General features: G+C 37.9%; 21 protein-coding genes and 3 tRNA genes. 8 read left to right on the plus strand and 16 right to left on the minus strand.

Annotated features, from left to right (window positions below):
* The 5 genes from MKL36_RS05485 to MKL36_RS05505 all read right to left on the minus strand — a co-directional run bounded on the left by MKL36_RS05485 (window position 1) and on the right by MKL36_RS05505 (window position 1,468).
* A tRNA-Asp gene (locus tag MKL36_RS05485) sits at window positions 1-77 on the minus strand.
* Between the two features lie 47 nt (window positions 78-124).
* Window positions 125-201 (minus strand) — tRNA-Asp (locus MKL36_RS05490).
* Between the two features lie 24 nt (window positions 202-225).
* A tRNA-Val gene (locus MKL36_RS05495) sits at window positions 226-301 on the minus strand.
* A 206-nt stretch (window positions 302-507) separates the two neighbouring features.
* Window positions 508-1,011 carry a cell wall-recycling L,D-carboxypeptidase ElsL gene (gene elsL, locus MKL36_RS05500; RefSeq protein WP_000077301.1) on the minus strand — a complete coding sequence of 168 codons (504 nt, stop codon included), beginning with the start codon at window positions 1,009-1,011 and terminating at the stop codon, window positions 508-510.
* Window positions 1,012-1,099: 88 nt separating this feature from the next.
* On the minus strand, window positions 1,100-1,468 hold the full coding sequence (locus tag MKL36_RS05505; protein ID WP_086374072.1) for a YbaN family protein: 369 nt from the start codon (window positions 1,466-1,468) through the stop codon (window positions 1,100-1,102).
* Between the two features lie 104 nt (window positions 1,469-1,572).
* Here MKL36_RS05505 and MKL36_RS05510 point away from each other — a divergent pair, with 104 nt between their 5' ends.
* From MKL36_RS05510 to dapE, 3 genes are all read left to right on the plus strand, one after another.
* Window positions 1,573-2,481 (plus strand): DUF1853 family protein, encoded by a 909-nt coding sequence (locus tag MKL36_RS05510; protein ID WP_001017533.1) that lies wholly within the window; start codon window positions 1,573-1,575, stop codon window positions 2,479-2,481.
* 98 nt (window positions 2,482-2,579) lie between these two features.
* Window positions 2,580-2,723 (plus strand): entericidin A/B family lipoprotein, encoded by a 144-nt coding sequence (locus MKL36_RS05515; RefSeq protein WP_001984826.1) that lies wholly within the window; start codon window positions 2,580-2,582, stop codon window positions 2,721-2,723.
* Between the two features lie 125 nt (window positions 2,724-2,848).
* Window positions 2,849-3,982 carry a succinyl-diaminopimelate desuccinylase gene (dapE, locus tag MKL36_RS05520; RefSeq protein ID WP_001016580.1) on the plus strand — a complete coding sequence of 378 codons (1,134 nt, stop codon included), beginning with the start codon at window positions 2,849-2,851 and terminating at the stop codon, window positions 3,980-3,982.
* 137 nt (window positions 3,983-4,119) lie between these two features.
* Here the strand turns inward: dapE and MKL36_RS05525 are convergent, their stop codons facing one another.
* The 7 genes from MKL36_RS05525 to pilG all read right to left on the minus strand — a co-directional run bounded on the left by MKL36_RS05525 (window position 4,120) and on the right by pilG (window position 13,852).
* Window positions 4,120-5,001 carry an alpha/beta fold hydrolase gene (locus MKL36_RS05525; protein ID WP_021511302.1) on the minus strand — a complete coding sequence of 294 codons (882 nt, stop codon included), beginning with the start codon at window positions 4,999-5,001 and terminating at the stop codon, window positions 4,120-4,122.
* 231 nt (window positions 5,002-5,232) lie between these two features.
* On the minus strand, window positions 5,233-5,697 hold the full coding sequence (locus MKL36_RS05530; protein WP_021511301.1) for a hypothetical protein: 465 nt from the start codon (window positions 5,695-5,697) through the stop codon (window positions 5,233-5,235).
* Window positions 5,694-10,214 (minus strand): Hpt domain-containing protein, encoded by a 4,521-nt coding sequence (locus MKL36_RS05535; RefSeq protein WP_021511300.1) that lies wholly within the window; start codon window positions 10,212-10,214, stop codon window positions 5,694-5,696. The genes MKL36_RS05530 and MKL36_RS05535 overlap by 4 nt, the downstream gene beginning before the upstream one ends.
* A gap of 146 nt (window positions 10,215-10,360) precedes the next feature.
* Window positions 10,361-12,439: a methyl-accepting chemotaxis protein gene (locus MKL36_RS05540; protein WP_000505931.1), complete on the minus strand. Its 2,079-nt coding sequence runs from the start codon at window positions 12,437-12,439 to the stop codon at window positions 10,361-10,363.
* Between the two features lie 46 nt (window positions 12,440-12,485).
* Window positions 12,486-13,022 (minus strand): chemotaxis protein CheW, encoded by a 537-nt coding sequence (locus MKL36_RS05545; RefSeq protein WP_000729757.1) that lies wholly within the window; start codon window positions 13,020-13,022, stop codon window positions 12,486-12,488.
* Between the two features lie 60 nt (window positions 13,023-13,082).
* Window positions 13,083-13,445, minus strand: coding sequence for a response regulator (locus tag MKL36_RS05550; protein WP_000101096.1), 363 nt, complete (start codon window positions 13,443-13,445; stop codon window positions 13,083-13,085).
* 23 nt (window positions 13,446-13,468) lie between these two features.
* Entirely contained in the window at window positions 13,469-13,852 is a 384-nt protein-coding gene (gene pilG, locus MKL36_RS05555) for a twitching motility response regulator PilG (RefSeq protein ID WP_000389061.1), read from the minus strand.
* A 282-nt stretch (window positions 13,853-14,134) separates the two neighbouring features.
* Between pilG and MKL36_RS05560 the strand changes: the two genes are divergently transcribed.
* From MKL36_RS05560 to MKL36_RS05575, 4 genes are read left to right on the plus strand one after another with little or no spacing between them, the layout of a single operon-like run.
* Window positions 14,135-14,773, plus strand: a complete 639-nt coding sequence (locus MKL36_RS05560) for a hypothetical protein (RefSeq protein ID WP_002027721.1) — start codon at window positions 14,135-14,137, stop codon at window positions 14,771-14,773.
* A gap of 59 nt (window positions 14,774-14,832) precedes the next feature.
* Entirely contained in the window at window positions 14,833-15,951 is a 1,119-nt protein-coding gene (locus MKL36_RS05565; RefSeq protein WP_021511299.1) for an efflux RND transporter periplasmic adaptor subunit, read from the plus strand.
* A 15-nt stretch (window positions 15,952-15,966) separates the two neighbouring features.
* A complete protein-coding gene (locus MKL36_RS05570) occupies window positions 15,967-19,065 on the plus strand; it encodes an efflux RND transporter permease subunit (RefSeq protein WP_021511298.1) in 3,099 nt (1,032 codons plus the stop codon).
* A 58-nt stretch (window positions 19,066-19,123) separates the two neighbouring features.
* Window positions 19,124-20,839 carry a proline--tRNA ligase gene (locus MKL36_RS05575; RefSeq protein ID WP_001202754.1) on the plus strand — a complete coding sequence of 572 codons (1,716 nt, stop codon included), beginning with the start codon at window positions 19,124-19,126 and terminating at the stop codon, window positions 20,837-20,839.
* A 55-nt stretch (window positions 20,840-20,894) separates the two neighbouring features.
* On the opposite strand, the gene MKL36_RS05580 is transcribed toward MKL36_RS05575, so the two are convergent.
* The 4 genes from MKL36_RS05580 to MKL36_RS05595 form a co-directional block, all read right to left on the minus strand.
* Entirely contained in the window at window positions 20,895-21,236 is a 342-nt protein-coding gene (locus MKL36_RS05580; RefSeq protein ID WP_000929502.1) for a YegP family protein, read from the minus strand.
* A 211-nt stretch (window positions 21,237-21,447) separates the two neighbouring features.
* A complete protein-coding gene (locus MKL36_RS05585) occupies window positions 21,448-21,792 on the minus strand; it encodes a zinc ribbon domain-containing protein YjdM (protein WP_000056785.1) in 345 nt (114 codons plus the stop codon).
* A gap of 90 nt (window positions 21,793-21,882) precedes the next feature.
* On the minus strand, window positions 21,883-22,239 hold the full coding sequence (locus MKL36_RS05590; protein ID WP_002124284.1) for a DUF488 domain-containing protein: 357 nt from the start codon (window positions 22,237-22,239) through the stop codon (window positions 21,883-21,885).
* 141 nt (window positions 22,240-22,380) lie between these two features.
* Entirely contained in the window at window positions 22,381-22,830 is a 450-nt protein-coding gene (locus tag MKL36_RS05595) for an SRPBCC family protein (protein WP_000190594.1), read from the minus strand.
* A gap of 216 nt (window positions 22,831-23,046) precedes the next feature.
* Between MKL36_RS05595 and ygfZ the strand changes: the two genes are divergently transcribed.
* Window positions 23,047-23,769 (plus strand): CAF17-like 4Fe-4S cluster assembly/insertion protein YgfZ, encoded by a 723-nt coding sequence (ygfZ, locus tag MKL36_RS05600; RefSeq protein ID WP_000054208.1) that lies wholly within the window; start codon window positions 23,047-23,049, stop codon window positions 23,767-23,769.
* The last annotated feature ends 62 nt before the right edge of the window (window positions 23,770-23,831 follow it).

Genomic DNA, 23,831 nt, shown 5'->3' on the forward strand with positions numbered 1-23,831 from the left:
TGGCGCAGCGGACGGGGCTCGAACCCGCGACCCCCGGCGTGACAGGCCGGTATTCTAACCAACTGAACTACCGCTGCACTTTCACAATATCGCAATTGTGGGGTAAACGATGTTAAGTCTTAAGTGGCGCAGCGGACGGGGCTCGAACCCGCGACCCCCGGCGTGACAGGCCGGTATTCTAACCAACTGAACTACCGCTGCACTTGAGATCTTAACGTAAAGGCTTGGTGGGCGCTGACGGGATCGAACCGCCGACATTCTGCTTGTAAGGCAGACGCTCTACCAACTGAGCTAAGCGCCCTTAACGTCTTCATCGTTTGTGAGGTGCATTATAGAGAATCTTTAACAGGTGTCAAACGCTTTTCGACAACTTTTCAAAAAAATGCGAATGAATGATTAAAAATAAGTCATTATTAAGTAAAAAACAATTTTTTGTATTTTATTTAAGCACTTATTTTAATATTTTGATCATTCGCCCAATTAAACAATAATCTTTAAAATCCTATTTTAGGTTAAAGATTGTTCAGACAAATAAACTAATGCGTCTTCAGAGACTAAATCAAACAATTCAATGATTTCTTCATTACGCATTCGAATACACCCATGTGACATTGGAACCCCCATCGGTTCTTTATCAGGCGTACCATGAATATAGATATAACGCTGCATAGTGTCATGGCCTTCGCCTTTGTTAAAGCCCTCTTCTAGGCCATCTAACCAAAGAATGCGTGACAATATCCAATCTCGCTCAGGAAATTGTGCGGCTAATTCACTGCTATAAACTTCACCTGTGGGCTGCCGTGCAATAAAAACTGCATTTTTGGGAGATTGCATACCAAATTTCTTAGCAACCCGATGCCATCCACGTGGGGTTTTACCCGTATTTTCTTGTTCCCCAATTCCATTTTTGCCAGTAGAGACCACGTAAAACTTATTATGTTTAGGTAAGCTTAAAGTTTGATTTGCTAAATCGATAAGAATATCTGCATCTTCAAGTTTAAATTGGGACATCGAATTTCTTCTCTTATATCAACTCAACTATTTTGAGCTTTAATGAAAAATTATGGGAAGCTTGTCTTGCGCCCAAATTAAAAGATTATCAATCTTTTAATTTGGGCTCAGGACGTAGCCATAACCAAATTGCAACAACAAGCATGGTAGTATCGGTAAAAATCTTGACCCAAAACGGCGCCGAAGTAAACAGCATCAGAATACCACTTGCGGTCATCATAATGGTTGCAATCCACTTTGCCTTACGCGGTACTGTCCCATTTGCTCGCCAGTCCTGCAGGGTTGGTCCATACTTGGGGTGGTTTAACAACCACGCATCCATCTGAGGCCATCCCTTTGAGGCCGCCCAAGCAGCCAGAATAAGAAACACTGTTGTCGGCATGCCTGGTAAAATTGCTCCAATAATACCAAGCGTGATAAAAATCACGACCAGAGTTCGCCAAAACAATGTTCGCATATATAAACCTTAAGCTATTGTTACTCGTAGTATAAAGTGTTTTTCTGGTATTGTTTTGTTGATTGACCATGAAATTTGGATGAATTATTTCGAGTACTCAACGTATGAATATTGCCTCAATTAAAACATCCTATTTTGAGCCATGGTTACAGTTCAGTCACCCAATGGTAAGACAATTGGCCTTTACAATTGCCAGCCCGAACCTACTTAGCCAACTTCCCTGCAGCCTTACTATTCGACATAGTTTTCAATTACATACAGATAAAAATTGGGAACAACATTTTCAAAATTACTTACCCCGCCTAAAGCAGCTTGATGAAGCACCAGAACCTTTACTTCAATTTATGTCTCGGCTTAAGAGCACACGCTTAGGTTTACGTTTTGAAAATTTACTTTGGTTTTGGCTACAAGAAGATCAATATCATCCTTATCAGTTATTAGGCCATAGTATTCAAAAAATTGATGGAGCAAAAACTTTAGGTGAACTCGATTTTTTAGTTTTAAATCAAAATACTCAAGAAATTGAACATTGGGAAGTTGCTCTAAAATATTACCTAGGTGAAGGTCAATTAAATTTAGAACAATGGATTGGTTTAAATAGACAAGATACTTTAAGTAAAAAGCTTTACCACTTTACTGACAAACAATTTCAATTTTCAGAAGCTTTGGGTTTTAAAGTTCAACAACGTTTCGCTGTCTTAAAAGGACAACTTTATCTTCCTCTAAATTTACCTCAAGAACAGCCTATTCCTGAATGGGTAAATTTAAAACGTCGCTTAGGTACTTGGGGTACAGAAATCCCTAAATCTGACTTTTACCGCTTAGAAAGACATGAATGGCTTTGTCCTCATCAAAAAGCGAGTTCAAACACTGCTTATTGGTGGACTGATGGCCTATATTGTCAAAATATTAATGAAACCCGATTTTATATGTTCAGACACCCTGCTTTACTAAGCTTAAAACCTTCTCTCATCAAAAATAACGGTGTTTTACAAGAGACCACCTCCTTATAGAAACAATTTATAACGTTTTTACTATTAAACAATCATGTTTCTTTTTCCGTTTGTTTTTTAATCTAAATTTACTTCATTATTAAATTTATACGGAGAAAATGATGAAAAAAGTTTTAGTCGCATCTGTAATGGTGGCATTTGTTTTAACAGGTTGTAATACGTTCAAGGGTTTTGGTCAAGATGTCTCTAAAGCTGGTGATGCTGTAACTAACACCGCACAAAAAACTGAAAATAAAATGTAAGTTATGCTTAACATTTAAAAACCTTATCGTTTCGATAAGGTTTTTTTATTTTTAAATACCCATCCCTTAGAGATTCGCCTATTATATCGGACTATATTTCACCTCATCAGTACGCAATTTCCGGTATGAACCACTCAGACACTCTCTCGCTTAGCTTAGAACTTCTACAACAGCCTTCTGTTACTCCTATTGATCATACTTGCCAAACTATTATGGCTGAGCGCTTAGCTAAGGTTGGCTTCCATATTGAACCTATGCGCTTTGGAGATGTCGATAATTTATGGGCTCGACGTGGAACCGAAGGCCCTGTATTTTGTTTTGCTGGTCATACCGACGTAGTACCAACAGGACGTTTAGACGCTTGGAATTCAGACCCATTTGCACCAGAAATTCGCGATGGCAAATTATATGGTCGTGGTTCAGCAGATATGAAAACTGCATTAGCTGCAATGGTAGTTGCATCTGAACGTTTTGTAGCAAAACACCCAAACCATAAAGGTTCAATTGCTTTTTTAATTACTTCAGATGAAGAAGGTCCTGCTGTTAACGGTACAGTTAAAGTCATAGAGACACTGGAAAAGCGTAATGAAAAAATTACTTGGTGTTTGGTTGGTGAACCATCAAGTACTCATAAATTAGGTGATATTGTTAAGAATGGCCGTCGTGGTTCTCTTAATGCTGTATTGAAGGTTCAAGGCAAACAAGGTCATGTAGCTTACCCACACTTGGCACGTAATCCAATTCATGAAGCATCGCCAGCGTTAGCTGAGTTGTGCCAAACAGTTTGGGACAATGGCAATGAGTATTTCCCTGCAACTTCATTCCAGATTTCAAATATCCATGCAGGTACTGGCGCAACCAATGTAATCCCTGGTGCTTTAGAAGTTACTTTTAATTTCCGTTATTCAACCGAGGTTACAGCAGAACAGCTTAAACAACGTGTTCATGAAATTTTAGACAAGCATGGCTTGCAATATGAAATTGTCTGGAATTTGTCTGGCTTACCATTCTTAACTCCAGTAGGTGAATTAGTTAACGCAGCTCAAACTGCTATTTTAAATGTGACTGGTACTGAGACTGAGCTTTCAACAAGTGGTGGTACATCTGATGGGCGCTTCATTGCGCCAACAGGTGCACAAGTTTTAGAACTCGGTGTTCTAAACGCAACTATCCATCAAATTAATGAACATGTTGATGTACATGATCTTGATCCATTAACTGATATTTATGAGCAAATTTTAGAGAACCTACTTGCTTAAAATATTAAAGATCAGGAATTAGATAAAAAGCATCCTCTTTAGGGTGCTTTTTATTATTTTTAACTGTGAGAATATTTGTTAAAAATCTTAAAATAAGATTCTTATTTATTAATCCAGATAATTTATTTTCATAATCTTTATAGAACTTCTTTTGAGTTCTTATCTATCCATTGCAATATAGTGGGCCAGACTTCCTTAGCAGCATTTTGGCTTAAAACAATTCGGCTATGGGAATAATTTTCCAAGTTATTATTAGAGCAACCAAATTCACGAAATACGTTATCTTGATTTTCAAAAGCTTTTAAATATTTATAACATCCTTTAACTGGTGCAATAAATTTATCGCCAGTTCCGCTAATAGAATATATTGGGACTCTAATAGAGCTCATATGTTTTTTATAATCAATATTTTTAAATTCACTAATAAAATTTTGCTTTAAATTCCAGTTAAACCATGGCTGCATGGTGTAATAGCTTTCATTTACTCGTCCTAATTTAAATTTATTAGCTGGTATCTGGCCTAGACCTTTAACAACAAGTTTTGCAGAAAAGAGTTTAATAAAGTCAAAAGAGTCATTTACTGCTCCAAATGCTTGGCAAGCTATAAAAGTAATACTTTGGATATTCTTTAAATATTCTGGATAATTAATCAAGAACATTGTTAAGCATAAACCTCCGCCACTATGGGTTACACAGTGTAAAGAGGCAATATTAAAATGATGATAAATATAGTGAAATGCAGTTTTATATTCATATAACGCAACAGTTTCAAAATTAAATGGAATATCTGTTTTTGGGCTTGTGCCGTGCCCTCGCCATTCTAAAATAAAACAGATATATCCATGATTTGCCAAATATACTGCAATACCCATACAAACAGTCTTGTCTGAAAATGCACCATGAGATAAGAAAATTGCTTCTTTTTTTATAAGAGTGTTCTCGCTTTTAGCAACTTTCCATAAAGCAAACTCAACATGGTCATCTGTTTCTAAAATATGCAGCTCTTTATGAATTGACATTTATTTTCTACTGTTGTTAAAGATTAATTTAATATACTTTTTTATACAAAGATCTTATATTTCTAACTAAAAAAATGAAATTATTTATTTTACTAATTTTATAAAGGAAAAACGACGATTATAATATATTCAGCCACACCCATAAACATCTTAAATTTAAAGTAATTATTTTCTATTTTAAAATTTCCCTAGCTTATACAAAAAAGGAACTCAAATGAGTTCCTTTTTCCTTTATAAACCAAGTGTTTTTTCAATATATTCTAAGTTAGGTATATAGTAGCGTTGATGCTGCATACGCACATATTTAAATACTGCTGGGTGTTGTTCAGCCTCATGCTCATCCATTTCATCGACAATTTCAGAAATACGCAGACGCGTAGAAACTGGCATAGTTTTACACATTAATGCAAAACGTTGGCTAATATCTTCCCCTTCAATCACTAATGCGACTGCATGTTGATCAATTGCGTTATGTACTGAGTAGACCGGTAGCTTCACATCATGCCATTCAATATGTTTTACGCCATTTTTTACATCCATGGCAGACAACACAATGTTTTGTGGCAATAGCATAGGTACCTGATCGTTACATTCAATGATATAAGCGTCAATAAAACCAGTTGAAACTGTAATAAGATGCTGTAGCTCTTGTTGGTCCATATTAGCGATCAATGATGTATTTACACTACCTTTCATGATTTGACCTCACTTTCAAACGCTACAAGTAAAGCATCGATATTCTCTAGTAATTCTTCTTCCTGGAAAGGTTTACCCATATATTGACTTACACCTAACGAGAATGCTCGTTCACGATGTTTTTCGCCTGTTCTAGATGTAATCATAATAATTGGCATGTATTGATGCATATCATGATGTCGTACAAGATTGAGAACCTCAAAACCATCCATACGTGGCATTTCAATATCAAGTAGCATCAAATCTGGCTTAATATTTTCTAGCTGCTCTATGGCGTCAACACCATCTTTAGCCGTAACCACATCATAGCCTTGGCGTTCAAGTAATCGGGAGGTGACCTTACGCACAGTTACTGAGTCATCTACAATCATGATGAGACGGCGTTCATCAGACTCTCGTTGTCTATATACTGCTTCACTAAGTTGTTTATGACGCTGAGTTGACTGAATTTGTCGCGCAATATTTTGTCCGTCTAAAATTAAGCAGACCTGTCCATCACCTAAAATTGTGGCGCCTGCAATTGCTCCAATGCTAGAGAACTGTTGACCAATTGGTTTCACTACAATTTGTGCTCGAGAGCCAATTAACTGGTCAACAAGTAGTGCCACAGTTTGGCCATTATTGGCTTTAATCATTAACACAGGTAATGAATACATCACACCATTTAAACGTGGTATGGGTTGGTTACCAACAAATTCAGAAAGATAACGTAATGGATAACGTTTATTTTCATACTCAAATAGTTCTTGAGGACTTTCAAAATACTGCTCTAAAGAGGCTGGTGACACTCGAATAATTCGATCGATTTGAGCGAGTGGAATCGCAAATTGTTGATCTGCCACTTTCACCATTAAGGCATCACTTACCGCTACTGTAGTCGGTACGCGAATCGTAAATGTTGTTCCCTGCCCATAGACGGATTCAACGCTGACATGTCCCCCCAAAGACTTAATATCACTCTGCACGACATCAAGACCTACACCACGCCCGGAAATCTGAGTGACTTGCTCGGCTGTACTTAAACCTGGATGGAAAATGAGTTGCAGTATGTCTTGCTGTTCTAAGTCTTGTTCTGGCTTGATCAATCCGGCAAGGAGTGCTTTCTGACGTACTTTTTCAACATCAATACCTTGACCATCATCACTAAAGACAACCACAACATCCGTACCTTGACGCTGAATATTAAGTTCAATACGCCCTGTTTCCGGTTTATTTGCTTGTTGCCGCTGCGCTCTGTCCTCTAAACCATGGTCAATTGCGTTTCTGAGCATATGCTCAAGCGGAGTCACTAACCGTTCTAAAATGTTGCGGTCCAACTCACCTTCCGTATTATTTACGGAAAGCTCAGCAGGTCTATTCAATGCTGTAGACGTCTGACGAACAATTCGTTGTAAACGCGGCAATAAACGCGAAAATGGGACCAAACGTGTCCGCATTAAACCTTCTTGAATTTCCGCTTGAATTCGTGATTGTTGTAAAAGCAAACTTTCGGTATCTCTGATTTTGTCAGATAACGTATTTTTAAAGTCGACCAAGTCCGATGCAGATTCAGCAAGCGATTTCGACAATTGATTTAAAGATGAATACTGGTCCATCTCTAACGGATCAAAGTCGGTATAACGAGAATGTTCAATTCCATGTTTAGCAATAATCTGTGTTTCTAACTCACCTTCCATTCGACGTAACTGATCGGCAAGCCGTTGAATCGCCAACTCCATTTCAACCAATGTATGGTTAAATTGGCTTAGGTCCATTTCAATTCGTGAACGGTTAATGGAGTTTTCACCAGACAAATCAATCATTTTCTCGATTAAGTCGGCTGAAACACGGATCATTTCATTATTCTGATCCAGACGCTCTGTTTGCTCCCACGCTCCCATCATTGGTGGAGGCTCTGTACCATCACCTTGTATAAAGGTCATCACTGGTTCTGAGCTAAACAAGTCCGCTCTAGTTAACTTAGTCGGAATCTGGATTGTAGTTTCAAAGAATTGAATATTTTCTAAACTTTGCTGTAATCCATCGAAATGCTGATAGTTGTGGTTGAAAATTGCATCTTTTAACCATGCAATTGCACTTTCTAATAAATGATCATAAATATTTGAATTGAAGTGATGCAACGCAAATTGTTCAAAAGCATTTTCTAGTTGGTAGGCAATTGCTTGTACGGCTTCTAAACCCACCATTCGTGCACCACCTTTCAAACTGTGCACGGCTCTTTGGAGCTGAAGCAAAATACTACGGTTTGTACGTTGTTCAAACCATTGTTTTAATAGCGACTCAGCCATTTCTAACAATTCAGTAGCTTCTTCTAGGAACGTCTGTTCAACAACAGCCTCAATGTCCTGTTCATCAGCTGCAATTTCACTCTCTTGCGATGTAACCGTGGTAATCATCTCAACTGGAGTAGCTAACTCGGTAACCGCTGTATCGAATACCTGATCGTGATGAGTTTCTAGCTTTGCAAGAGCAGGTTCAAGTTCTACTGGTATCTCATCTATTATTATTTCAGATATCACCTCTTGCTCAGAGAATATCTCACTTTCAGCATCAAATGCCTCAACCACTGATACAGGTTGGAAGTTAGAGTTTTGACCCGCTCGTTTTAATGCGTTAATTGTGTAAGGAGCTGCATAATCTAGTTGTTGTTCACGCATGATTTGTAAACGATCAGCCAAGTCATCTTGAACCAAACGAATAAAATCAATTAAATCTGAAGTTGCTACTAATTGCTTTTGAATTAAACGCTCATAAATGCTTTCTAATTCATGGGCAATCAAACCAAGATACGTTGCCTGAACCATATTTGCTCCCCCTTTCAAGGTATGCAAATAACGCATTAGGTTGTTCAGAGCTGCAAAGTTTTCTTGCTCACCTACCCAAATATTAAGATCGGTATCAATTCCCTCAAGTAATTCTTCAGCTTCCTCAAGAAAGATATCTAAAAGATCAGCATCAAAATTTCGTTTCACTTGTGTAGATGAAATATATTGTCGATCTTGCTGCACACTTTGACCTAATACCGCCCAGTCTGCAGAGTCTGAGAAATTCTCTACAGTAGCTACTACTTCTGGCTCTGGTTCAATATTGGATATTGGTTCAAAAGATGTCGAATCCTGCTGAGGCAGGTCATTTGATAGGTCTGGAATGTATTGCGTATAAAGTTTTAATTCTTCTAAAATACTTTGATGTTGCTTAACAACACCGACTCGCTGACCAGCAGCTAAAGCATCAAATAATTGAATGAGCTGTTGATGTGCTTTTTGATAAATTTCAAATATATAGTCTGATTGTAATAACGCAGGTTTATCAAGCAGTACTTCATAACTTTCTTTAAGTTGGCTGGTATATTCATGTAAACCCAGCATTGCTTGAGAATGTGTATGTTGCAGTAATAAATCAGCCTGTTCACTTAGGCGTTCAAGATAATCAGGAAACTCATTACGAATTCCCTTCTCAAAATCTAATTCTGCATCCAATAATTCAGAAACATCTAATTGTAATAATTGCGATACCAAGCCATGAGAAGGCATTAACGGATCTGTTCGGTCACCATGTTGCTCAACATATGCATCCCAAAATTGATTAAATTGCTGCAATCTCGCTTCGAGCTGTTCACTTGAACTATATCTAGATAGTAGTTCCAAGCTATCTCGAACAAACTCACGATATTCTTGTAATAATAAAATTTCTTCAGAGTGAGAAGATAACTCTTCTTGTAGCAGTATTTTAAATAAATGCTCAACTTTGGTACTGGCCTCGAAAATTGTTTCGACCTGTGCCATTGCAGAGCTACCACGCAAAGTATGTAAAGCACGTATTAAAGCATTGTAACTGTCGTACTGATGTAACTCTTGATCTAAGAATTGATGAATCGTGGCTAAATGTTCTTCCGCCTCTTCCATAAATAAGGTCAAAGTTTCATCTAGATTTATTTCAATTTCAGTATGTGTAGCTTGAATGATTGGCTCGGCTAACGAATCTTGTTCAATATAATCTAGCTCAAGACCAGTCACTGTTTCGGCCATAAGCGTATTTGAAAGTTGTAAAAGCTCTTCTAAAGCTGGCTCTAAACTTTGCTGTTGTTGTAGTTGTTGGCCTAATAAAATAAGAGGTCTGAAATCTAAGGTATGTGCTCGTTTTTGCTTAAAATTATCTACTAATTTAAGGAAATAGAACTTAAATACTAACTGCACATAGCTCTGAATAGTTGGCGTTAATTGTAAGCTTTGGTTGATTACCCGGTTGAGTGTATCTTCAACTGTCCACGCAAGCTCAGCTGAAGATTTAGCGCCAATCATTCTTCCGGAACCTTTTAAGGTATGGAAATGCCGACGAATTTCAGTGAGCGTAGCAATATTCTCAGACTGCATCCATTTATTTATCAAAGGTTGCAAATCAACAAAAATCTCTTCAATTTCTTCAATGAAGATCTCAAGAAACTCAGCATCTTGTTCAGAATAGCTATCTTCAGGTAGCGTCATTGCTTCAGTTAAAGTTTTTAATATTTCTTTCATAGCAAAGGCTTCTTTTGCTTACCCCCTGAGTGGGGAAAACTACAGAGTCAACACCAGAAAAATAACTATCTCCCCAATATTTGTCTGGCGCTGCTCATACTTTTAAAAGAATAGCGATATCAGAATAGCTATTCTTATCCCCCAATTTAGTCAGGTAATTTAAAGTCCGTTACTGACTCACGTAATGACTCTGCCATATTCGCCAACTCTGATACGGAGCGAGCAGTATCAAACGTTGCCGTTGTTGTTTGCGAAGTAATTTCTTGTACAACCGTCATGGTGGTTGCAATGTGACTCGCAGATGCTGACTGAAGTTTTGCTGCGTCGGAAATGCTCGCAATCAATTTTGCCAAGTCACCCGATACTTTTTGGATTTCATCCAGTGCAATACCCGCATCTTTTGCCAAATTCGCACCACGTACAACTTCCGTCGTTGTTTGTTCCATTGAAATAACGGCTTCGTTGGTATCGGTCTGAATTGTTTTAACCAGTGTTTCGATCTGTTTGGTTGCAGATGCTGAACGCTCAGCAAGACGTTGTACTTCGTCGGCAACCACGGCGAAACCACGACCAGCCTCACCTGCCATAGATGCTTGAATTGCTGCATTTAATGCAAGGATGTTCGTTTGGTCTGCAATATCGTTAATGAGCGATACGATATTACCAATTTCTTGAGAAGACTCACCTAAGCGCTTAATACGTTTAGAAGTTTCCTGAATCTGTTCACGAATAGTATCCATACCTTCAATTGAACGATTTACCACTTGTGCACCATTTGATGCAATTTGTACTGAACGCTGTGCTACTTCCGCAGATTCAGAAGCGTTGGCAGATACTTGGTCAATTGACTGTGCCATTTCATTCATGGCAGTAGAAGCACCTGCAATTTCTTGCGCCTGATGTTCTGATGCCTCTGCTAACTGGTTAGTAATACTTTGCGTATCTTGTGTGTAGCGTGCAACTTCCTGAGAGGTTTCATGAATTCGTGAAACCAAATCTCGAAGTTGGTCAATTGCGAAGTTAATCGAGTCGGCAATGGCACCCGTAAAGTCTTCAGATACAGTTGCATATGAACGTAAGTCACCATCCGCCAAGTCGGCAATTTCATCAAGTAAACGTAAAATCGCATTCTGGTTACGGTCATATTCTTCCTGTAATCGAGCAACACGTTGCTTATCCATTACACTACGTAGTGTAATTAACTTGAATACAGAGAAAATTAGTCCGCCTAATGAAAGAATAAGAACAGCACCTAAAAATAAGGTGAGCCAGTTCTTTCTTGCAACATCAGATAAATGTCCTAGACTTTCCAACATTACATCCGATTTAGAGAAAATCTGAGAAGAAGCCTGACGAACATTGACAATCTGGCTACCATTTTTTAATACCGTTGCAGCAGCAGATTTTAAGACTTTGTCATATTCAGACTTAATACTTTCTAAAGATTCACGTAAAGCCGGATCAGCAATACGATCAACACCTAACTCGGCATTACCATTCAGTTCAGCATTTAAATAGGTACCAAAAGTCTCAATATCGACACTAAAGTCACTAGTTGATACATTTCCGTCCGTACCACTTAACACCGAGTTAATCGAACGTAAAATACGCTCTGCAATAAATACCTGGTTTTTAGCAATGATTACCTGACTACTTGGCAAACCTTGGCGAGCCATTTGGTCGACCATCAAGTTATATTCTGCCTGAATCTCTGGAACCGTTTCACTAATCGAGATGTTGGTATCATATAACTGGTTAAGTACTCGTTGATGTGATGAAATCAAATCAATATTTTTTGAAACCTCACCCCATATTTTCTCAACTTTTTGATATTCATCGGTCGACTTACCGTGAATATTTTCAATTTCAAGTAAGTTCTCATCAAAGTCTTTTTTAGATTGCTGTAGCTTTGTGATTGCCTCTTGAGAACCCGACTCTGTTGCTTCAGTTGCTTGTTTAGAAATGGTTTGAGATAACAGACGTAACTCACCAAGACTTCGAATTAGCTGGTTATGACGAGGTACATTATAAAATAGATAAGCTAATGAAATTAACGCACATACTAAACATAACAGCGCTGCATAAAGGATAGGCTTGGACTTTTCACTTTCCCCAAATAAACTGGCAAACTGCTCAATTTTTGACTGGATTTTTGCAATAAAATTGACACTCGATTTTCCGGTAGCACCGCGATTGCCACTTTTCTTTTTAAGTTTAAAGCCCATACAGCTTCTCCCCAGAAAAATACGCTGTTCATTCACAGCATAAAAATTAGTTTATAAATTTTGTCGATGCGTTCATGTAGTGTGGGTTTTGCAATAACCGACTAAATAAAAAGACATGCCAATGTTGATTGTGTTGGTGAAAATACCCTTGGCAATATTCTTTTAGGTTTTCCTCTAAGTCTAAACTCTCAGAAAAAAAACTTTTTTTATTAAAGTGCTGAATCCCCAAAACCTGATCCACAACCAACCCCACATACTGGTCATGATGGCTAATACACAGCACTTTTTGGGTAGACGAAAATGAACTCCGCTGCCCTGAAATAAAATGAGCCAAATCAGATACCGAAAGTAATCTTCCACGAATGTTTGCCAATCCCTTGACCCAACTTTGAGTATTTGGAACTGGTGTATATTTCGGTGGATAGATAACTTCTGACACTTCCCCAAGTGGTGCGACGAAGTATTGCCCTCTCATTTCAAAAGCAATTCCTGACCATCGCTGTGCTTCATTTTGAACTGAAGCGTAATTCTTATTACCCCGTTTAGACAAACGAAGTAACTCGATAAATCCATTCGCTGCCATACTCGATCCTATAAAACGGGCGTATTTATCCCGTTATTTATGTTTTTATGGATGGATGAGTTAATTTAGAAATTGTTTAATTACATCAATTAATTGCTTTTCTTCGATTGGCTTGATTAAGTAATCGATTGCGCCTTGACGTTTACCCCATACTCGGTCAGTTGCCTGATCTTTAGTACTCACAATCACCACCGGAATATGCTTCGTGTCTTCATCACGGGTAATCTGGCGCGTTGCCTGAAAACCATTTACACCTGGCATGACCACATCCATTAATACCAAGTCAGGCTGCTCAGCTTTTGCCAAAGTCACACCATCTGCACCGTTAGATGCTTCAAGTACGTCATAGCCATGCTTAGTTAGGATTTCTTTAAAACGAAAAGTTTCTGTTGGTGAGTCATCAACAATGAGAATACGTGCCATTTCTTTTGCCCTCAAATTACTTATTATGAACTTACATGATTACGAATCGCATTTAGCAATTCATCTTTGCTAAAAGGTTTCGTCAAGTATTCATCTGAACCTACCACACGCCCTTTTGCCTGATCAAATAAACCATCTTTACTAGAGAGCATGATAACGGGAATGTTCTGATAATTTTGAGAGTTCTTAATCAGAGCACAAGTTTGATAACCGTCTAAACGAGGCATCATGATATCTACAAAAACAATATCCGGATTCGCTTCAGCAATTTTAGATAAAGCTTCAAATCCATCGACAGCAGTAATCACTTCGCAACCTTCGCGTTGCAATAGAGTTTCTGCGGTACGGCGTATAGTTTTTGAGTCATCAATAACCATTACTTTCAGATTTTGGAATGCATCTTCCATTTAATCTTCCATCCCCATAACATAAAATATAAATGCAATTTAACTTAAATTTGTTTTTACAGATTTATACGCATTTTTAACATATCTATACTTCTATTTTCAATGAAAGCTTTTTGTCTACTTTCTCATTTATAAACAATAACTTTTAACCTCATCACACTTTCAAAAAAATTATCATTTTTTTTATAATATCGATATTTTTATTCAGTTAAATAATAACTAATATATTTAAGATTAATTATTTAAAAATAAGTGACTTACCTTTCTTTTTTGGGGAATTTTATGAATAAGCGGATGAAATATGCCTTTTATAGGAACTGCTTGTCTGTATCTATAGGCATTGCCTCTTGCGGAGCACTGTTTTTCTCTTCCCCAACGTTGGCTGCCAATGCAGCTCCTAAAGCTGTCTGGTATCGTTATTATGATCAGCATGGTATTGCGAATATTAGTACATCCGTAACGCCGGCTCATATTCGCTATGGATATGAAGCACTCGACCAGAATATGCAAGTCATTAAAAGAAATCATCCTTATAATTCTGAAGCCGATTTAAATCAGTCCTCACAGCGTGCATTATCAGCTCGATATAGAGAAGAAGATAACAAATTAAAAAGAGCATATAGCAATAGTAAAACTGCGACGATTAAAAGAGACCAAGCATTATTGGCAATTAAAAAACAAATAAATTATCAGCAAGACCAACTGAGCCAATTACAACAAGACAAAATTTTATTTAAGCGGCAAGAAATGGAATATTTTCGTAAGGGTGAACAAGTTCCCGAAAGACATAAAACCTTGATTGAAAACAATCTTATGAATATTAATAAGGTTAAACAAACACTTGAAATACTTTCGAAAACCTATAATCGCACCAATAAAGATTATGAAAATATTATCGAACGTTTAAAAAAGCTTGAATAAGGTTACAGCTTTATCAAGAATAGGGGCAAAATAAAATTTGAATTACAGGATGATGCTGTATGCGCACAACGCATCTTACCCCTTCTACTTTTTTTAAATTAAGCTTGATCAGTCTGAGTTTAATCTTAGCTGCATGTAACCAGCAAGAAGTACCAAAAACAACAGCATCTGAACTTAAAAAAATTGAACTCATTCCTCAAGATTTAATTCCTGTAAAAGAAGGCTCACTCGCCGCTCAAACCGCTTTTACAGGAACTATTCGTGCAGTACAACAAAGTTCTATTCAAGCCCAAGTTAGTGCAACAGCGACTGCCGTTACAGCCAATGTAGGCCAAAAGGTACAAAAAGGCCAAGTTTTAGTTAGATTAAATAATCAAGACAACGCTGCACGCTTAGCTCAGGCACAGGCTAATCTTGCTTCTGCTCAGGCACAAGCAGAACTTGCACGTAATTTGATGAATCGAAAACAAAGATTGCTCAATCAAGGCTTTATTGCCCGTGTAGAGTTTGAGCAAAGTCAGGTGGATTATAAAGGTCAACTTGAAAGTGTTAGAGCTCAACAAGCCAATGTGGATATTGCTAAAAAAGCTGATCGAGACGGTATTATTACCAGCCCCATTTCAGGTGTTATTACGAAACGACAAGTTGAACCGGGACAAACCGTTTCGGTTGGACAAACATTATTTGAAATCGTTAATCCGGATCAATTAGAAATACAAGCGAAACTACCTATTGAGCAACAATCTGCCTTAAAAGTAGGTAGCTCTATTCAGTATCAGATTCAGGGTAACTCGAAACAACTACATGCCATACTGACTCGTATCTCACCTGTAGCAGATCAAGATAGCCGACAAATTGAATTCTTTGCGAGCCCTAAAGAAGCGATTGATTCATTAAGTATTGGTGCGTTCATTAACGGTATTATTTTGCATAATGATAGCAATCAGGGACAAACCATTCCTTTAGATAGCATTCAAAATCTGCAACATGATCCTTTTGTATGGGTAATACGTAATCAAACAATTCAGAAAGTCAAAATTCGAGTGGTTGAGCAACGATACAACGAAAATATCGCTTTAGTTCAGGGTTTACAAAGTACAGATCAGGTAAGTCGTATCCAGTTTGAAGATTCTGATATCAATAAAAAAGTGACGCTTACAACCGAAAAAAATAAATAAGGTAGCAAATAGCTTATGTGGTTTACCCGAATTAGTGTGAAGTACCCCGTTTTTACCATCATGATGATGCTCAGTCTAATGGTACTCGGGTTAGCATCTTGGAAACGTATGACCGTTGAAGAGTTTCCAAATATTGATTTCCCATTCGTAGTCGTCACTACGCAATATGCGGGTGCTTCACCTGAAGCAGTTGAATCGGACATTACCAAAAAACTCGAAGATCAAATCAATACCATTTCGGGTATTAAACAAATTACTTCACGCTCAAGTGAAGGGCTTTCGATGGTGATTGCAGAGTTTAATCTTGATACGTCTTCGGCTATTGCAGCACAGGATGTTCGCGACAAAATTGCTCCAGTTATTGCCCAATTCCGCGATGAAATTGATACACCGATTGTACAACGCTACGATCCATCATCTAGCCCAATTATGTCAGTCGTGTTTGAATCGAACAGCATGAGCTTGGCTCAATTAAGCTCCTATGTAGACAAAAAAATTGTACCTCAGCTTAAAACTGTTTCCGGTGTGGGTAATGTCAATTTACTAGGTGATGCTAAACGTCAAATTCGGATTAAGGTTCATCCTGAACAATTACAAAGCTATGGTATTGGTATTGATCAGGTCATTAACACCCTAAAAAATGAAAATATAGAAGTACCTGCAGGAACCTTACAACAAAAGAATTCTGAACTGGTTGTTCAGATTCAATCAAAAGTCATCCATCCTCTTGGATTTGGTGATTTAGTTATTGCTAATAAAAATGGTTCCCCTATTTTTCTAAAACAAGTAGCAACCGTTGAAGATACTCAAGCAGAACTGCAATCAAGTGCTTTTTATAATGGAAGAACAGCGGTTTCTGTCGATATTTTAAAAAGTTCCGATGCTAATGTAATTCAGGTTGTTGACAAGACCTATCAGACCTTAGAGAAGCTAAAAGCTCAAATGCCTGCGGGTTTGAATTATAAAGTTGTCGCTGACAGCTCTAAAGGTATTCGTGCTTCAATTAAAGACGTTGTTCGTACCATTATTGAAGGAGCAGTCTTAGCAGTTTTAATTGTTTTACTATTTTTAGGTTCTTTCCGCTCTACAGTTATTACAGGTTTAACCTTACCGATTACCCTACTTGGCACATTAACATTCATCTGGGCATTTGGGTTTAGCATTAACATGATGACACTGTTGGCCCTGTCACTGAGTATTGGTCTGTTAATTGATGATGCGATTGTGGTTCGGGAAAACATTGTCAGACATACAGAGCTCGGCAAAGACCATGTCACCGCGGCTTTAGATGGTACTAAAGAAATTGGGTTAGCAGTACTTGCAACCACACTCACCATTGTGGCGGTATTTTTACCAGTTGCCTTTATGGGAGGCTTAATTGGGCGTTTCTTCTATCAATTTGGGGTAACTGTAAGTACGGCTGTTCTTATTTCCATGTTCATCAGCTTTACACTCGACCCAATGCTTTCCGCACACTGGAAAGATCCTGTAAAGAAAAAAGAAAGTCGACTGCAACGTTTCTTTAACTATATTTCTAATCTATTAAATGGCCTAACGCACATCTATGAAAAGCTTTTAAAGCTTGCCTTACGCTTTCGTTTCATCACGGTCATTATTGCAATTGTTTCATTGGTTGTGGCATTAGGCTTATCAAAAATGATCGGAACCGAATTTGTACCTACACCAGATAAAGGTGAAATTCGTATTCAGTTTGAAACCCCTGTTGATTCTTCTTTAGAATATACCCAAGCAAAATTACATCAGGTTGATCAGATTATTAGGCAATTCCCTGATGTCGTTTCGACTTATGGAGTGGTTAACAGTGAAGTCGACTCCGGTAAAAACCATGCAGGTTTAGGAGTCACCCTAAAACCAAAACAAGAACGTAGTGCAGACCTGACAACACTCAACAATGAATTCCGTGATCGTTTACAAAGTGTAGCTGGCATCCGAGTGACTTCAGTCGCTGCTGCTCAAGACTCAGTGTCTGGTGGTCAAAAGCCAATCATGATTTCTATTAAAGGATCTGACCTAAATGAACTACAAAAAATCTCGGATCGTTTCATGACTGAAATGGAAAAAATTGATGGTGTGGTCGATTTAGAAAGCTCTTTAAAAGAACCAAAACCGACTTTAGGTGTACATATTAACCGTGTACTGGCCAGTGATTTAGGTTTATCTGTTTCTCAAATTGCGAATGCGATTCGACCACTCATTGCAGGTGACAATGTCACAACATGGGAAGATCGTGACGGCGAAACTTATGATGTGAATATCCGTTTAAATGAAAATAAACGTGTGCTTCCCCAAGATGTACAGAACCTATATCTCAACTCGAATAAAACCAATGCAAATGGGCAAAATATTTTAGTTCCATTAAGCGCCGTAGCCACAACCCAAGAAAAACTTGGAGCTTCGCAAATTAACCGACGTGACCTTGAACGTGAAGTTTTAATTGAAGCAAACACTTCAGGACGTCCAAGCGGGGATATCGGTCAAGATATCGATAAAATGCAAAAAGCATTCAAATTGCCAGCTGGTTATACCTTTGATACTCAAGGGGCAAATGCCGATATGGCTGAATCTGCGGGTTATGCGTTAACGGCAATTACCCTTTCGATTGTATTTATTTATATTGTGTTGGGTTCTCAGTTTAATAGTTTTATTCACCCTGCTGCGATTATGGCATCTTTACCATTGTCCCTGATTGGTGTCTTCCTGGCCTTATTCTTATTTAGGAGTACCCTAAATCTATTTTCAATTATTGGCATTATTATGCTGATGGGGCTGGTAACCAAAAACGCGATTTTGCTTATCGACTTTATTAAAAAAGCGATGGAAGATGGGATAAGTCGTTATGATGCTATTTTACAAGCAGGCAAAACCCGTTTACGCCCAATCTTGATGACAACAAGTGCGATGGTAATGGGTATGGTTCCATTAGCTCTAGGTCTAGGTGAAGGTGGTGAACAAAGTGCACCCATGGCTCATGCTGTAATTGGGGGTGTCATTACCTCTACCTTATTGACTCTTGTGGTTGTCCCCGTCATTTTCACTTATCTGGATGACTTGAAAAACTTTATGCTGCGTCAAACCCGACGATTCATGTCATAATGCAGCGACTATCGTATAATCCGCGTTTTTATAACGCTTAACTTTTAGGACTTTTTCCATGCGCGCAAGCCGCTTTTTATTTGCAACGTTGAGAGAAACCCCAAACGATGCTGAAGTGATTTCACATCAGCTCATGTTACGTGCGGGGATGATTCGTAAATTGGCATCTGGTTTATATACATGGCTGCCGATGGGAACACGTGTGCTTAAAAAAGTTGATGCCATTGTTCGTGAAGAAATGAACCGTTCAGGTGCTATGGAAGTGTTCATGCCCGTAACTCAACCCGCAAGCTTGTGGGAAGAATCGGGTCGTTATGAACAATATGGTCCTGAATTATTACGTTTCAAAGATCGTCACGACAATCCGTTTGTGCTTGGTCCTACACATGAAGAAGTGATTACCGATTTAGCACGTAACGAGCTAAAAAGTTATAAACAGCTTCCTGTAAATTTCTATCAAATTCAAACCAAATTCCGTGATGAGATCCGCCCACGTTTTGGTGTAATGCGTTCACGCGAGTTCATCATGAAAGATGCTTATTCTTTCCATGCAACTCAAGAATCATTACAAGAAACTTATGATGTGATGTACGACACTTATAGCCGTATTTTCACTCGTTTAGGTTTAGATTTCCGCCCAGTACAAGCAGATACAGGTTCAATTGGTGGTTCAGCTTCACATGAATTCCACGTATTAGCTGCAAGCGGTGAAGATGACATTGCATTTTCAACTGAGTCTGATTATGCAGCAAACGTTGAAATGGCTGAAGCTGTTTTAGTGGGTGAGCGTGCAGCGCCTACACAAGAATTTAAATTGGTTGACACACCAAATCAAAAAACAATTGCTGATGTTTGCCAGTTCTTAAATGCTGATCCTAAACAATCTGTAAAAGCATTATTGGTTCAAGGCGTTGCTGATGAGAAAGGCAATGTACCTGTCGTTGCTCTATTCTTACGTGGTGACCACGAACTGAATGAAATTAAAGCCGAGAAACATCCTCTAGTGGCCGCTCCTCTCGCGTTTGCCACAGAAGAACAACTTCAAGCATTTGGCTTAACTGCTGGCTTCACTGGTCCACAAGGTTTAGTTGAAAAAGGCATCACTGTAATTGTTGACCGTGCTGCATCTGTTCTTTCTGACTTCGTTGCTGGTGCAAATGAGGCAGACAAACATGCTGTAGGCGTAAACTGGGAACGTGATGCACAGATTACTGAAGTTTTCGATTTGCGTAATGTGGTTGAAGGTGACCCATCTCCAGATGGTAAAGGTACACTACAAATTAAACGCGGTATTGAAGTAGGCCATATTTTCCAACTTGGTACTAAATACTCTGAAGCTTTAGGATGTAAAGTTCTCGGTGAAGATGGCAAACCATTTACAGTAACAATGGGCTGTTATGGTATTGGTGTGACACGCGTAGTTGCAGCTGCAATTGAACAAAACTACGATGACAAAGGGATTATTTGGCCACAAGCGATTGCTCCTTTTGAAATCGCAATTGTTCCAATGAATGCACACAAATCACCACGTACTCTTGAAGCAGCAGAAGCGCTTTATGCAGAACTTCAAGCCCAAGGCTTTGATGTATTACTTGATGACCGTAACGAACGTCCGGGTGTTAAATTCTCTGACCTTGAATTAATGGGTATTCCACACCGTATTGTGATTGGTGAAAAAGGTCTTGATGCGGGTACTTTTGAATATAAAGGTCGCCGTGATGCTGAAGCGAGTAATTTAACTAAAGAAGAACTTTTAGCTAAATTAGCGCGTTAATAAATACATAAATAAAAAAGCAGCTTTTAGAAGCTGCTTTTTTTTAAATTTAATTTTACGCCTGAACTGTTAAGTCTTTAATGGTTGTGGAAGATCCATTGTTTTTAACCGATTCAATACCTTTATCTCGTGAAGCTTCACTGGCATAGAACTGGCTCGAACCAATAATTTGATGATTTGCAGCTTTTAAATTGAAGTAAGGTTTCCCATTTTTTGCAGTTAAACGATCATATCGCGCATCGTCACTACTATTTTTTTGAACTGACTCAATACCATTGACTGCTGATGCTTTTGCTTTATATAGCTCACTATTTAAAATAATTTCGCCATTACCAGCCTTAAGTACAAAGCGATATTGTCCATCATTCGCTTGTGTAATTTCGTACCATCCTGCCATATGAACCTCGTTTTTTTGTTGGTGTGGGTATGACTTTCGTTATTATTCTGGACGAAAGTTAATTCTTCTTAATGACAATATAAATGAGCTACTAAGCTTTGGATAGTCTACTTTTTATACATTATCGTAATAAAATTATAAGGATGTTGAAATGTAAAAAGGTAGAGATCACGCCTGCGATCTCTACCAAAATGTAATTAAAATTAACAAATTAAGCTTTTTTTACAAATTCAGATTTTAACTTCATCTGACCAATACCATCAATTTTACAGTCAATATTGTGACCATCACTTGCATCAGGAACTAAACGAATACTTTTTACTTTTGTTCCGACTTTAACAACTGAAGAAGAACCTTTAATTTTTAAATCTTTAATTACAGTAACGCTATCGCCATCCGCCAAAACGTTTCCATTAGCATCTTTAATAACTTCTTGCTCTTCAGTTACTAAAGCTTCCCCTTCTTTCCACTCATGTGAGCATTCTGGACAAATTAATAAATCGCCGTCTTGATATGTATATTCTGATTGGCATTTTGGACAGTTTGGCAAAGACATAAAAAAATCTCAAAAAGTATATTATGCAAGATACGACTCATTTTTTAAAGTTTTAAATAAAAGACTTTTACCAAAAAAAAATTTATATATTTAACTTTTGCTCTTTTCTAATAAGTATTCTTTTAAAATAATCGCATGGTTATGTTCCACATCTTTAGCCGAATACAAAAGTGTGACTTTATGATGTGAAACAATTTCTAATAACTCTTTTACTGCGGGGTTGGTTTCTAGTTCTTTTAAATAACGTTGTTTGAACTCATCCCAATGTTCTGCGGACTCTGCATGAAACCACTTACGAAGTTCGGTTGAAGGAGCTATTTCTTTTAACCATAAATCTAAATGAGCATTTTCTTTGCTAATCCCTCGACTCCATAGTCGGTCAACCAAAATTCGCTTTCCATCATCACCGCTTACATCCTCATAAATTCTTTTAATTTGTATGTTCATATCTTTATCTCACAAGAAGGCTTAACTCATTGAGCTTCATATGATCATTCAATATTTTGTTCATTTTTGATAGTGTTTAAAAATAAAAAATGAGTAGTTTTTCTACTCACTTTTTATTTAAATCTCAATTTAAAAAGACAATTATTGATCTGGAATGTCGGCTTCTACTAACAACTTCAATAAAGATAAAGACTCTTGCCAGCCTAAATAGCATGCTTCCACAGGAATAACTTCAGGTATTCCTTCTTGGGTAATGTGTATTTCTGTGCCGACCAATACTGTTTTTAATGTAATGGTGACCTGCATCGTGCCAGGTAAATTTGCGTCGTCAAATTGGTCGTTATAACGAATTAATTCATTGGGAACGAGCTCAACATAAGTACCTCCAAATGAATGTGTTGACCCGGTTGAGAAATTGGTAAAGCTCATTTTGTATGAGCCCCCTACTTTTGCATCAAAACTATGAACCTTCGCGGTAAAACCGTGAGGTGCCATCCATTTAACTAAAGCATCTGGGTCAAGAAAAGCACGATAAACTCGTTCAGCTGGTGCCTTAAACACTCGATGTAATTTTACTGTACCTGTTGCCATTGTCTTCTCCTTATTTCAAGTCCATTTAAGTTATAAAAATTATGTTGAATAGCTTAAACCGTAGAATTTCTTTTAACGTATATTTTTGGTGTTTTTTTGACCTAAACCTATTGTTTTATACAAAAGTAAATTACGAAAACTATGGCTGATTTTTTAGTAAAAATGGAGCAAAATAGTCAGCAATCATAAAGAAACATATTGAATTTGAGATTAATCATGAGTCTGCTCGCTTTCTCCTCATATGCATTAAACGGTGTAGATGCACAAAAGTTTTTACAAGGCCAAGTGACTGTAGATACTGAACGTTTAGCTGAAAATGAAACACGCTATACAGCCATTTGTGATCTTAAAGGCCGCATCCATTTTGGCTTGTGGCTAAAAAAGAATAATGCAGAAAGTTTTGACATTATTGTCACTCAAGATCAAGCTGAAGAATTCGCGAAGCACATTAAAAAATATGGTGCTTTTTCAAAAATGACCTTAAGTGAACAAGGTGCTGTATTCCCAAAAGTTGTGAATGGCCATACTGAGTTCAGCTCTACAGAAACTGATATTTCCGAATGGCAAAAACAAGCCATCATGACAGGTCAAGCATGGATTGCTCAAGCGACTGAACATGAGTTTCAGCCACAAGAATTACGTTTACATCAACGCGAAGGCGTCAATTACGATAAAGGCTGTTACTTAGGTCAAGAAATTGTGGCGCGCCTTTGGTTTAAGGCAAAACCAAAACACTGGTTGCATTTAGTTCAAGGTACGGGTGATGCACCTGCTCCAGCAACTCAACTGCACAATGACGTAGAAGTGGTTAATAGTACCCAAACTACTGACGGTTATATTGCCTTAGTTGTTGCGAAACCTGCCGCCCTTCAAGAGTTAGGGCTTCAAGTTTTAGATTTACCAGAAGCTTTAAGTGGTGATGTTGCTAGACCACAATAATTATATTTAATAAATTAAAAGCCCGTGGATAAATCTGCGGGCTTTTCTATAGATACAAAATT

Origin of the sequence: Acinetobacter sp. AOR12_HL, assembly GCF_027855275.1 — a bacterium.
GTDB lineage: Bacteria > Pseudomonadota > Gammaproteobacteria > Pseudomonadales > Moraxellaceae > Acinetobacter > Acinetobacter baumannii.